Consider the following 12,681-nt stretch of genomic DNA (forward strand, 5'->3'; position numbering starts at 1 on the left):
CCTGATCGGAGGTTCCAGCATGTCATGCCAACACACCAGCAGCATCAAGACGGTCAAGCCGAGTGCGCTGGGCTGCGAGGAATGTTTGATGACCGGCAGCTGGTGGGTGCATCTGCGTCTGTGCCGGAGCTGCGGCCATGTCGGCTGCTGCGACCAGTCGCCCAACAAGCACGCGACCGGGCATTTTAAAGCCACCGGCCATCCGATCATCGAGGGCTACGATCCGCCGGAGGGCTGGGGCTGGTGTTATGTCGATGAAGACTTCATCGATCTCCCCGATCAGACCCCGCACAACGGCAAGATCCCGCGCTATTTTTGAACGGGTGTGCTTAGAGCCGTTTTGCCTGCCCGGCACGTTCGTCGTGTCGGGCTTTTTCCGTGCGATCGATCGCGATGCGCAAATCAAGTAGCGCTTCATCTATCTCAGCTTGATTTTAGCTTGACAAAAATCAAGCAAAACTTTATTTAGAGAGGGTCGGACGCGCCCGGGGGAGAAGCCCACGGCCGACACACCGCCCGCGACCTGACGCTGGCGGCGAGCGTTGTTTTCCTTGTTGAAAATAGGAGATCGGCATGGGTTACACCGTGTATCCGGACAATATTGTCTATGTTGCGACTGGCGGGACCGGCACGCTCCAGGACGCCATCAACCAGGCTCAATCGACCAGCAAGCCGCTTTATATTTCGCCGGGCACTTACTCCACCGGTGATCTTGTCATCTCCGGCGCCGTTGAAATCTATGGAACACCGGGAACCGTTGTTCTGCAGCCATCTTCGGCGACGAGCGGCTTTACGCTCAACATCCGCTCAAACACAGCCGGCGCCACGATCACTGACGTAACTATTCGTGGCATCACCTTCTACGGTGCGCTCAAGCCGTTCGCCACGGCTGTCAATCCCACCGACCGCTGGATCTTGGATCACTATACGCTTCCCGGCAATTTCAATGCGATTATCAGCGCCTACAAGGTGACGCGTCTGACGATCCGCAATTGTGCCGTGAACTATTCTGGCTCCAACGGCATCGCCATGTGGCAATGCACGGCGACCGTCGAGAACAATGACTTCGGTGGCAATCGCTTGTGCGCGGTCTATTCATGCGATGCCTGGGCGACATCCATCGTCGATAACTTTGTCCATGAAGGTGAGAATGCTGCTATCGTCGTCTGTCGCGTCTCGCAAGCATTCGACGGGACGGTCATTCGTGGCAATCATATCTATGATACGCGCGCGACCTATGGGGCCAATACGGGCGCCGGTCAGGTCAGCGGATCGGGATGGTTCGGCAATGCCATTTATGTGGCGCATGCGTCCAATACCATCATCGATCAGAATGTGACGGCCTACAGCGCTTTTTCGGGAATTCGCGTGATCGCGGCTTGGAACTGCACCATGACCAACAACCAGATTTTCAGCAGTCAGGAGGTCGCGGTGTTCCTGGAAGCTCCAGGAGGCACGCCGTCACCGACCAATCCTGAGCGATATGAAGGAGGTATTATCGCCAACAATGTCATCAATGGTGGCGGTCTCGGGATCAATGTTGCGAACGGTTGGTGGGGCGCGAGACGTGCGGTGGTCAGCGGCAACACAGTGACTGATATTGTACGCCGAACCTTTTCCACGACCGACCCCAACTATCCGACCTATACGACGACGGGTGCTGGCATTTTCGCCGAATCCGACGTCGTGGTCAGCGACAATATTGTCGATGGGGCTACGCAGGGGCCAGGCATCGTGATTTCGCCGGGTCAGATTTCAGGCAGCACGATGAAGATCACTGCTTCCGCGACGGGGAATACCGTTAAGCAGTCTCTCATGGGCATCGGCTTCTTCAAGGAATACGCCAACGGCTTCTCGCTCGTGGCGAGCAATATCGTCGAAGGCGCTTCGGGCGGTGCCATTGTTCCGGTGACCTTGCCTGGCCCGGCCTATGACACGGTAACCCGTGTTCCCGGCTCGACGGACTACGGGACGGCAAGTGGCGGCACCTATACTGGCAAGCCATTCACCAACGTGATGATCGGTCTGAACTTCGCCGTTTAAGCTGTAGGATCACTCACGAAACACGCGAAACCGATGGGGTGGCTGTCCGGCCTCCCCATCTTTGCAGCCAAGTCGTCAACGGCCGTTCGAACCAGCGATAGGCGATCACAGAGATGATGATGGTTGCGATCAATGTCGAGAGAATGAAGAGCCATGGCGGCAGACCGGCCGAAAGGCCCATCTTGTCCCAGAAAACCCGCAGCGCGCGGATGATTATCGGGTGCAGAAGATAGATCGAATAAGATGCGTCACCGAGCAGGATCGCCGGGCGAGCCAAAGCGCTACGCAGGGACGCGTTTCCACTCAACGTCGCGCCAGCCAGTATTAGAATAGCCGGGATACCCCAGAGGAGTGGACGAGCCGTCCCGTAGACTGTTCCAGGTTCAGGAACGGGAGCAAGCGAGAGCCAAAGGATAGCCAGTGCGGCAAGAATCCATCTCATTTTGGCGGGCAGGCGAACACCATCGATATAGAGGGAGGCAAGTAGAGCGCCGGCACCGAATTCGAGAATGATGGGATGCGTCCAGAAGGACGCGGGCTCGCTTCCCGCAGGGATGAATGCGCCAGCAACGACGAGCGTTGAAAGGACAATCAATAATGCGGCCACGGCCCGGCGACGCGGCAAGGCGATCATGCATGCAAGCAGCGTGTAGAAAAGCATCTCGTAGTTGAGAGTCCAGCCAAGTTTGTAGACCGGCTGGGCCAGGGCTGTTCCCGGTGCTGAGAATGGGATGAATAAATATGATTTGATGATCTCGCCGGGCGTCGGCGCGCCACTGGAAAGCAACGCGGGAGAGGCTGCCAGCACGAGGAGAAACAAGCTCGTTACGGCCCAATAGAGAGGTACAATGCGGGCGATGCGTCGGAAAAGGAATTTCCAGCCAGCACCTTGCGTCGCGAAAAGCTTTTGCGACGCGTAGATCATGACAAAGCCAGAAATGGCAAAGAAGAGATCTACGCCGGCTCCGCTTCTGTCCATCACGAAGGTGCTGAACGAGCCGCCTGTCATGCCTGGGAATGATAGGGTTTCATGCAAGGCGTGGCCCAGTACCACCGACAGGGCTGCCAAAGCGCGCAGAGCTTGAACCAGCTCGAGACGGTTCGCCTCACTACGGTTCCCCTGCATCGTGAAATATCTCCTCGTTCGTCGTCTTGTTTATCTTGCCGAGGCGGGCAAGGGGGCTTCGCGCGCGATGTGACGCTGTTGCCATTGCCAACGTATGCGAGCGGCCTCCATGCCCCAAATCATGCCGAAGCCCAGGAAAACCCAGCGCCAATGGTCGATATCGATTTGAAAGCCTTGCAGAAGCATCGCGAAGAGGGGAGGCCAACAGACGTGCGCAAGATCGCGATAGGGCGACTTCATGAATGTCAGCCGAAAGCCGATGAAGCATGTCGATGCGACCAGGATCAGCCAGGTGAAGCCACCAACCCAGCCATAGGAGGCGAAGGCGTTGATGTAGGAATTGTGCGGTTCAAGGAAGAAGAACAGGCGGAAGCGCAATGGCCCGAAGCCGTTTGGTAGTTCCAGCAGCATCGGTAAGGAGCGAAGCTGATTGCCGAACCGGCCCGTGAGGCCTTCGTCATAGTCTTGCGTGACGGTGGCGCGTTGTAAGAAGAGTTCACGGGTCGTGTCGAATGAAAGAATGACAATAATGCCGAGGATCGCGATCGTTATAGCCGCCGCCGCCCATAGCAGCATACGGCGGCGCGTCGGGGCATCTTCTGCAGTGAAAAAGGTTACAATAAACATCGTGACGAGCGCGATGACCGCTGCGCCCCAGGAGCCACGCGAGAATGACAAGAATATGCCGAGAGCAACAATTCCGGTGCTGACGATCACGAGAAACGGGCGACGCGTGCGGCCAGTGATCAGTCCATGGGTGAGGTAGACAAGCGCCATGACCAGATAGGAACCAAACACGTTCGGATCCTTGAACGTGCCGCTGACACGGCCTTCATACATAACCGTGTAATCAGCTAATCCGAAGAGACCAAGATAGCCAAGAATGCCGAGGAGGGAACTGGCGACGCAGCCAAAAGTGAAGGCCTTGAGGCACAGGTCTATTCGGTCATGAGTCTTTTCCGAGAAGAACATGGCGAAGAAGACGACTGTCACGATCAGATAAAGCGACTGAAACTGAAACAACCACGAGTCGTGCTCGTTCCAATGGGGCATGAGAGCGACAAAGCCAGCGACAGTATAGATCACCCAAAGGAAGATCATCGGCATTAGCACGACGTTGAGCCGAAAGCCTCCGAGTGCCCACACTGCGATCGCGAGCAGCGAAAGGAAATCGTAGGGCGAGGGCTCGATGATCGAAATGCAACCCGAAGCAATAAAGGCTGCGAAGACGATCCGCAGCAGAGGTTCGAGATCGAGCCTGCGTCGAGTGTGTGGCCCGATGTCGGCGTTCTGTGGTCTCGGATAGGTCGCGGTGTCGCTCATCGGGCCGTGGCCTCCGGTGTGATCGTCACCTTGCGGCGCACCAGCACGCGATCAGAGGTGTGGGCGCAGCCGTCGATGCGCATCGAGGCGTAGTAGAGCCAGGCCTCATTGCCGACGTCTTCGAAATTGCGCGTCTGCGCCTGCTCGTCGAGGAGCGCGGGATAGGAGTTGAGCCGGTCGGCGCCGCAGGCATTGTCGAAGAGCGTCTTGGTGGCAAACAGCAGGCGCGGCTCGCTCCAGGCGATCAGATCGCGCGAGGTGGCGTAGTAGAAGCCCGGCACCGGGTAGCTCTTGTCGTCCTTCCACGCCTGCACGACGGCGATCCAGGTGCCTGAGGCGCGCTGGCGCACGAGAGCGCCGGGCGCCACCGGGAAAGGTGCGATCGGTTGGCATTCGGCGGGGGCTGGCTGTTGCGGACCGTAGGGATCCGCGTAGCGGATGCTGAACCCCTTGCCGTCATAGGCGCGCCAGGTGCCGGCTTTCAGCGGTTCGGCGCTGCGGAACAGGCAGGCGCCATAGCGCTGGCCGGTCCAGCCGGTGGTGTTGCTGAGGAAATAGCGGTTACCGCCGAGGCCGACGATGTTGGATGGATTGAAAAAGCCGCGATGGCGGCCTTGTTCGACATTCTGGCGGAACGGCGCTGAAGCGACGACCGGCGGCGCCATTTTGGCGAAGGTCGTACCGCCATCGTGGGAGACGGCGCCGATCAACGTGTTGAACCAGCAGCCGAGCGCCGCCTTGTCCTTTGGTACGTCGCATTGACCGTTGCGGTCGCCATGGAATTCGTGATGGACGACGGCGGCGACATCCTTGCCGTTGTCGGTCCAGGTGGCGGCGATCCAGCTCTGGTGATCGTAGGCGGCGGGATCAGCGCTGAACGACGCCTTGAACGCGATTTTGCAATCGAGCTTGAGGTGAGACAGATCCTTGCCGCGCAGAGGGCGGTTGACGTCATGCAGCGCGAACATCACGACCTGATTGTCGCCATCGCGAAAGGCGCGGGCGTTGACGTCTGGCACATCATGGCCGTCACAGGCGTCGCGCTTGGGATCGAACATGATCTGCGTATCGTCGCCCAGCGCCAGCTTGAGCCGTGGCGCGTCGGCCAGCGCGGGCGCGCCGATGCTCATCACAGCAATGCTGGCCAGCAATCGGATTTTGCGCGGGCTGGGGCTCAATACGCGTTCTCCGCTTTCAACAGGGCGAAGGGCGTGACCGCGAGAATGTAGATGTCGAAGAGGATCGACCAGTTCTCGATGTAGAACAGGTCGAATTCGACACGCTGCTGGATTTTTTCCTGCGTATCGGTTTCGCCGCGCCAGCCGTTGACCTGGGCCCAGCCGGTGATGCCGGGGCGCATGCGGTGGCGGGCGAAATAGCCGTCCACCACTTTCTCATATTCGCGGTCGGCGGCCTTGGCGGCGACCGCATGCGGACGCGGGCCGACGAGGGAGAGATTGCCCTTGAACACCACGTTGAACAATTGCGGCAGCTCATCGAGAGAGGTGCGGCGGATAAAACGGCCAACGCGCGTCACCCGCGGGTCGGTGCGCGTCACCTGTTTCTGCACGGTCGGGTCGAGCTGGTCCGAATACATCGAGCGGAACTTCAAAACTTCGATGAGCTCGTTGTTGAAGCCATAGCGTTGCTGACGAAACAGCACCGTACCGCGCGACTCGAGCTTCACCGCGATGGCGATCGCCAGCATCACCGGTGACAGCAGGATCAGGCACAGCGTGCCGACGATGCGGTCAAAAGCCGATTTCAGCACCAGGTCCCAGTCGACGATCGGCCGATCGAAGACGTCGAGGACGGGTACGTTGCCGATCCAGGAATAGGAGCGGGGCCGCAGCCGCAATTTGCTGGCATGGGCGGCGAGGCGGATGTCGATCGGCAGCACCCAGAGCTTGCGCAGCATCTGCAGAAGCCGCTGTTCGGCGGTGATCGGCAGAGACAGGATGACGAGATCGACGCGGGCGTGACGGGCGAATTCGGGCAGATCGTCGACGGTGCCGAGTTTTGGATAGCCGGCCACCACGTCGGGCGCGCGGTCGTCGGAGCGGTCGTCGAAAACGCCGTAGATGCGCAGGCCGATGTCCTTTTGCTGCGACAGAGCGGTCAGCAGTTCCGCGCCGAGTTCGCCGCCGCCGACGATGACCGTGCGGCGATCGAGCTGGCCCCGGCGGGTCAGCCAGCGCACGCCGATGGCCACGAGGAGGCGTCCAGCCATGAGCATGACGAAGCCGACGGAGAAAAAGCCGACGGCCCAGACGCGCGAAAACACTCCTTCGAGCTTAAACAGGAAGATGACCGACAAGGCGGCCAGAAAGACCAACGTCCAGGCGCAGGCGAGGCGGATACCCCGTCTGATCGGCGCGCGGAACGCGGTGATCGTGTTCAAGTCGAAAGCCTGGAACAGGATGACGGCGAAACAGGCCAAGGTCGGAATCGCGGCGACATAAACGGCCTCGAGCCTGTGCAACGGCAGCACATAGATCGCATGCACGGCGAAGCCCGTGGCGCAGATGATGAGGATGTCGAGGAGGCGGACGAGACCGGTCAGAACGATGGGCGACCAGGCCGGCCGTGTGTCGCTGCCGGCCAGGGTCTCGGCCAGCTGCGCCATGCGGAGGCGCCGCGCGTCCTGCTGCGCCTGTTGTTCGGGCGTCAGCGGCGTCGGCGGTTCGATCCGCTTCATATCGTCGACGGTGAACGTGTTCATGACCGCTCGCTTCAACTGTCGTTCGGCAGACGATATCAAAATGCCAAGGCCGTGCTTTTGTCTCTATCTTCGATGCTGGGCAATTTTCTGGCCAAGGCGGCCCGGTACCCATCGATTACAGCGTCGACCATTTGATGAATAGTAAATCGTGACGCGACATAGTCGGCCAGCGCCGTCGCTTCCTGGGCCAGGACCTCGGCTGGTTTGCCGACGAGGTCGATCATGGCCGAGGCGAGGGTGCTGGGCTCGTTGCTGGGAATGAGCCGGCCGGCATGGGGGCCGAAGATTTCTGGAATGCCGCCGACCGAGGTGGAAATCATCGGGAGACGCGCGGCGGCTGCTTCAAGCACGATATAGGGCAGCGATTCGGCGCGCGATGGCACGATGAGCGCGTGGCCAAGTTGAAACGCCTCGTGCGCCGGCAGGGGGCCGGGGAAGGTGACGCGCGATCCCAAGCCGTTGCGGGTGGCCTGGGCCTGCAATGCCTCCCGATCCGGGCCGGAGCCAACCAGCACGGTGCGGATGCGCCGGTGGGTGCGCAGTTCAAATTCGAGATGGGCATCCAGAAGGGTGTCGATGCCTTTGGCGGCGCGCAGTTCACCGACATAGAGGAAGTTGGCGGCATCGGCGCGGGGCGTGACGGGCACGAACTCCGCCTTGCTGATCCCATTGGGAATTACGCGGGTGAAGGCGCCCGGCGCCCGGACGTAGCAGATGAAACAGCTTTGGATGAAAGCGCTCTCGAACAGGAAAATGTCGGTGGCGCGGGCGAGCTGCGATTCCGTTGCCATATAAATGGAATGGAGCGTGGTGCCGGGCCGGTAGTTGAAACTGCCGCCATGGGGCGTGTAGGCGCGCACGGCCGGCGCGGCACCGGGCAGAAAACCGGGCAGGCGGGCGTAAAGCCCCCCCTTGGAGCCGTGGCCATGAATCACGTCCGGCTGCAGCTGGCGCATGAGCTTGCGAATCCGCGACAGATTCATGATGTCGCTGGGATGCGGATTGCGCTGCATGGGCATGCGGGTGAGGCCCAAAGCCAACTGCGGTGCGAGCTCAGCCAGAACCGTCTCGGTCCGTTCGCCGCCTGTGAGCGAATCGCAGACGATGCCGACTTTATGGCCGCGCTTGATTTGGGCGCGGGTCAGATCGAGGACATGCCGGAACAGGCCGCCGAGCGGGGCACGGAAGACGTGGATTATTTTAAGACGATCATCGGGGGGCGGCGTTTCCAACATGACACATGCCTATACGCGCCCTGTCTTAAAAGAATCGCTCCCGAACTGTGATCGTGTCGCCCGGCAGGACCGGATAGGTCAGCGGTACAGATCCCGTGACGGGAGCGCCATTGATAACCCGTGTCAGATCGGCGCTCGATCTTGCCGCCCGCGGCCCGAAACCTCCGGCAACGGCAACGGCGTTTTGTACCGTCATGCCGTTAATGAATGGGTACTGGCCGGCGGTCAGGACCTCACCGAGGATGAAAAACGGCCGGTAAGCCTCGACTTCGACAGACACTTTTGGCTCGCGCAGATAGCCGCCGCGCAACCGCGCCTCGATGATGCGCTCAAGCTGGGTGGTGGAATGGCCGAAAGCATCGACCGGGCCGATGAGCGGCATCGAAATGCGGCCGGCGCCATCAACTGCATAGCTGTTGGACAGCGAATCCTGTCCGAAAACGATGACGCGCAGGCGATCGCCGGACGCCAGAAGATAAGGCGCCGCCGCATTCGCTTCGAGCAGCTCGTTTTGATAATGGGTCCTGGCACAACCCTGCAGCGCGATCGCTGTGAGCGCCAGGGCCGCAATGAACGAACGCCGTATCATGCTGCAACCACACGGGACTTTACCCGCCGGGCATCGGCGGGATCACAGCCTGAGTCTTAGGGTGGTATGGTTAACAAAGCCTAAGCAGGTCCGCGCCAAAGGATTGGCGGGTTAACCAGCCCTCAACCATAAGGCGCTCTAATCCGCCCAGTTTCCGAAAGGGCGTTGAATGAGTTCCCAGGCGACCGATTCTAACGATCAAAGATATGACGGCCGCAGGCTGGATATCGATCTGCCGGGAATCTGGCAGACGGTCTGGCGCAAGCGCAATGTTGTCCTGGGCACGACGGCTCTTTGTTTCGCTCTCGCAACCGTTTTCGTTCTGGTGGCGAAGCCGCGTTACACGGGCGAAGCGAAAGTCCTGGTCGAGAATCAGGAAAACTATTTCACGCGGCCGGCGGGGCAGGCCGAATCGGCGGCACAGGGGCAAGGCCCCGACCAGGAAGCCATCGCCAGCCAGGTGCAGGTGGTGACGTCGCGGGATCTTGGCCGCGAGGCGATTCGCGCACTCGGCCTCAAGGGCAATCCGTTTTACGATCCGCTTGCCGGTGGCGGTGGGCTTTTGGGCAATCTTCTGTCGCTGCTCGGCCTCAGCCGCGCGCCGACCCATCCGGAAGACCGTATCCTCGACAATTACTTCGATGCGCTGGCGGTGTTCCCGGTGCCGAAGTCGCGCGTGTTGCAGATCGAGTTCAAGGCCCCTGATGCCGATCTGGCGGCCAAGGGCGCCAACACGATCGCCGACCTTTATATAGACATGCAGTCGCAGGCGAAGCGCGAGCGGGCGAAGGCTGCGGCGGAATCGCTGGGGACCCTCGTCGCCGAATTGCGCAAGCAGGTGGCGCAGTCGGAAGCGCGTCTCGAAGCCTTCCGCGCCTCGTCCGGCTTGATGCTGGGCGCCAATAATATGACGCTGCCGACGCAGGCCCTGTCCGACATCAACGGCCAGCTTTCCACGGCCCGTTCGGTGCAGGCCGAGGCGCAGGCGAGGGCGAAATCAATCCGCGATGGAATCCGCAACGGTCGTCTCACCGAGATGCCGGATATCGCCAAGGATGATTTGATCCGCCGGATCTCCGAACAGCGCATCAATCTGCGCGCGCAACTGGCGCTCGAGTCGCGCACGCTCGGGCCCCAGCATCCGCGCATCAAGGATCTGAACGCGCAACTCGCCACACTCGATGCCGATCTGCGCGCCGCAGCCGAAAGGGCGGCGCGGGCTCTGGAGAATGAAGCCAAGATCGCTGGTGGGCGCGTCGATAATCTGGCCGCCGCCGTCGATCAGCAGCGTCGCAGCATCGGCAATGCCAGCGGCGACGAGGTGCGGCTGCGCGAACTCGACCGCGACGTGAAGCTGCAAAAGGATCAGCTCGAAGCCAACATCACCAAATATCAGGAAGCCGTCGCCCGCCAGGACTCGGCGTCGACGCCGGGTGATGCGCGCGTGATCTCGCGCGCCGTGGCGCCGCAGCTGCCGTCCTTCCCGAAGAAGCTGCCGATCATTGTCCTGGCGACGCTGGCTGGCCTGATTCTTTCGATCGGCGCGGTGCTGATGCGCGAGTTCCTGACGGGCAATAGTTTCGTGCCGAACGGACCTGATGGCAGCTACGCGCCGCCGTCGCCCCGTTACGATCCCGATCCGCGGCCTGGTCGGGGGACGGCCCGCATGTTTTCTGAGGCGGCTGCTTCGTCAGCTCCGGCAGCGAATCCTGAGACGCGTCTGGGTGCGGAGCCTGATGTTCGCCCCGATCCTCGCTCTGATGTTCGTGCCGCCGCCGCTGATCCGCTTCCTGAAGCAAGCCTCCATCCGCTCTCCGAGGCGAAAGCTGAGGCAAGTCCAGAGATAAGCCCTGAAGTAAGCTCCAAGGCGAGCCGGATCCGCAGCCTGTTCGCGTTGCCCGTGCTGGCGTCCCTGTTCGCGGGATGGCGCAAGCCCAAGACGGTGGAAGATTCGAAGGCTGTGCTGGCAGTGCCGGTTTTGACGGAGCCCGTGCCGCAACCTATGTCGCAATCTGTGTCTCAACCTAAGTCACTTGCCGAGCCGGTTGCGGAAGCGGAAGCACCGCTTGAGACGCGTCAATCCTTCGCCATTGTCGCGCGCGGCCTGCTTGAGGTGGCGCAAGCCGATTACGCCACGCGCGTCATGACCGTCGCGACCGATGCGATGCTCGACAGCCGCGAGACGGCCTATCCGCTGGCGCGCGAACTCGCCAACGAGGCGCGCACCATTCTGATCGATTTCCGTCGCTCGCCGGCGCGTACCCATCTGGAAGGTTTGTCGGATCTGTTGAGCGGCGAAGCGTCGTTCGAGGACGTGATCCATCGCGATCGCGGCTCGCGCCTGCATGTGCTCGAAGCGGGCGAGGGCAGTGTGGTGATCGGCGAAGATCTCGAAGCCGTCATCGACGCTCTGTCGCAGACCTATGAATTCCTCGTGCTGTCGGCGCCACCGGTGGCGGATGACGGCATCACCAAGGGGTTGGCGCCGGCCGCCGATTTCGTCTGCGTGGTTGCGCCGATTGCTGGGCCACCGGCTGTGGCGCTTGGCGCGTTGCTGGTCGAGGCTGGCGCGGGCGAAGCCATCGTCGTATCGCCGGAGGTCATGCCGGACATGCCGCGTCCGCACCGTCGCCCGATGGTCAGCGACGCGGCCTAAACAAACCGCGTTCGATATAAGCCTGACCTGCCTCGCGATGCGCGTCGATGATGACGGGTGAAACTGTTGCCCGAAAGCGATGGCCGACGCTTAGGTGTGGGGTTCCAGCTCGCTCAGGATGGAGGAGACGACGGAGCCAAGTCGGGGGTCTTTGAGGCTGACTTGGCGAGCCTTTGGCAGGGACGTCACCTGGAAAATCGCGTGCTGATGAAATTCCTCGGCAGCCTTGGCGGCGGCCTTGGCGTCCCGGCGTTCAATGGCCTGGACAAGGCGGAGCCGCAATTCATGCAGTTCCGAAAACATCTTTTGCCAGGCGCCGATCTTCCCCTCGGTCATGATGCGGGCGAATTCGACTTGAATGTTCGTTAGGAAGCTGCAGATGACCTCGAGCAGAGCATTATGCGATGCCTTGGCCAGAGCATAATGAAAGGCGCGGACACCGGCGGCCGCTTGTTCGCCGTTCTGCGCAGCGCCGAGCGCGGCGCATGTTTCCTTCAGCCTGCGAATATCGGCATCCGTGCCTTTTTCCACGGCGCATGTCGCGGCATGCACGCAAAGCACCTTCTGAATGTTCAGCGCATCGGCCACGCCCACCGTTTCCAACTGCATAACCGCGGAAAGAGACATGGCCACGAGGGCTTCGCCATTGGCGCTGACATAGGCGCCGCTGCCCTGTCTGACCTCGATAAGGCCGATGACCGAAAGGCCACGTATTGCTTCGCGAACCGTCGGGCCGCTCACGGAATAGAGTTCGGACAACTCCTTTTCCGTTGGCAGTTTCTGTCCCCGTTGCAACGCGCCGCTGATGATTTGATCCTTCAAATCATTGAAGATCTGGTCGGCGAGGCGGCCTTTGTCGATCGAGCGTGTGGCTAACGGCATGGCTCTGTTTCAGAAGTGTTTGGCAGGTCGCTCAAGGTTGCCTCCTGCAGGGTCGGCAATCGCCGCTGCGACTCATGCCGCGGTGACGCCGCGAAGAGTATCGCG

General features: G+C 61.0%; 10 protein-coding genes. 3 read left to right on the forward strand and 7 right to left on the reverse strand.

Annotation, left to right across the window (positions count from 1 at the left end):
• The first annotated feature begins 19 nt into the window (after nucleotides 1-19).
• Nucleotides 20-319, forward strand: coding sequence for a UBP-type zinc finger domain-containing protein (locus tag BLW50_RS05030; protein ID WP_090698366.1), 300 nt, complete (start codon nucleotides 20-22; stop codon nucleotides 317-319).
• Nucleotides 320-573: 254 nt separating this feature from the next.
• Nucleotides 574-2,043, forward strand: coding sequence for a TIGR03808 family TAT-translocated repetitive protein (locus BLW50_RS05035; RefSeq protein ID WP_090698369.1), 1,470 nt, complete (start codon nucleotides 574-576; stop codon nucleotides 2,041-2,043).
• Nucleotides 2,044-2,056: 13 nt separating this feature from the next.
• Here the strand turns inward: BLW50_RS05035 and BLW50_RS05040 are convergent, their stop codons facing one another.
• The 6 genes from BLW50_RS05040 to BLW50_RS05065 are packed head-to-tail and all read right to left on the reverse strand — an operon-like array spanning nucleotide 2,057 to nucleotide 9,038.
• On the reverse strand, nucleotides 2,057-3,169 hold the full coding sequence (locus BLW50_RS05040; RefSeq protein WP_090698372.1) for an acyltransferase family protein: 1,113 nt from the start codon (nucleotides 3,167-3,169) through the stop codon (nucleotides 2,057-2,059).
• Between the two features lie 30 nt (nucleotides 3,170-3,199).
• Nucleotides 3,200-4,492: an O-antigen ligase family protein gene (locus tag BLW50_RS05045; RefSeq protein ID WP_090698374.1), complete on the reverse strand. Its 1,293-nt coding sequence runs from the start codon at nucleotides 4,490-4,492 to the stop codon at nucleotides 3,200-3,202.
• On the reverse strand, nucleotides 4,489-5,670 hold the full coding sequence (locus BLW50_RS05050; protein WP_139267472.1) for a hypothetical protein: 1,182 nt from the start codon (nucleotides 5,668-5,670) through the stop codon (nucleotides 4,489-4,491). Before BLW50_RS05050 ends, BLW50_RS05045 begins: the two co-directional genes overlap by 4 nt.
• A complete protein-coding gene (locus BLW50_RS05055; RefSeq protein ID WP_090698381.1) occupies nucleotides 5,667-7,214 on the reverse strand; it encodes an undecaprenyl-phosphate glucose phosphotransferase in 1,548 nt (515 codons plus the stop codon). The genes BLW50_RS05050 and BLW50_RS05055 overlap by 4 nt, the downstream gene beginning before the upstream one ends.
• Nucleotides 7,215-7,249: 35 nt before the next feature.
• Nucleotides 7,250-8,449, reverse strand: a complete 1,200-nt coding sequence (locus BLW50_RS05060; RefSeq protein WP_090698384.1) for a glycosyltransferase family 4 protein — start codon at nucleotides 8,447-8,449, stop codon at nucleotides 7,250-7,252.
• 25 nt (nucleotides 8,450-8,474) lie between these two features.
• The gene (locus tag BLW50_RS05065) at nucleotides 8,475-9,038 is read right to left on the reverse strand and encodes a polysaccharide biosynthesis/export family protein (RefSeq protein WP_090698387.1); all 564 of its coding nucleotides are present in this window, start codon (nucleotides 9,036-9,038) and stop codon (nucleotides 8,475-8,477) included.
• A gap of 169 nt (nucleotides 9,039-9,207) precedes the next feature.
• Between BLW50_RS05065 and BLW50_RS05070 the strand changes: the two genes are divergently transcribed.
• Complete coding sequence (locus tag BLW50_RS05070) at nucleotides 9,208-11,694, forward strand: exopolysaccharide transport family protein (protein WP_090698390.1); 2,487 nt, start codon at nucleotides 9,208-9,210, stop codon at nucleotides 11,692-11,694.
• Nucleotides 11,695-11,784: 90 nt separating this feature from the next.
• Here BLW50_RS05070 and BLW50_RS05075 read toward each other — a convergent pair whose 3' ends face one another.
• Nucleotides 11,785-12,576 (reverse strand): FadR/GntR family transcriptional regulator, encoded by a 792-nt coding sequence (locus BLW50_RS05075; protein ID WP_090698392.1) that lies wholly within the window; start codon nucleotides 12,574-12,576, stop codon nucleotides 11,785-11,787.
• Nucleotides 12,577-12,681: the final 105 nt, after the last annotated feature.

This window comes from Beijerinckia sp. 28-YEA-48, assembly GCF_900104955.1.
GTDB lineage: Bacteria > Pseudomonadota > Alphaproteobacteria > Rhizobiales > Beijerinckiaceae > Terripilifer.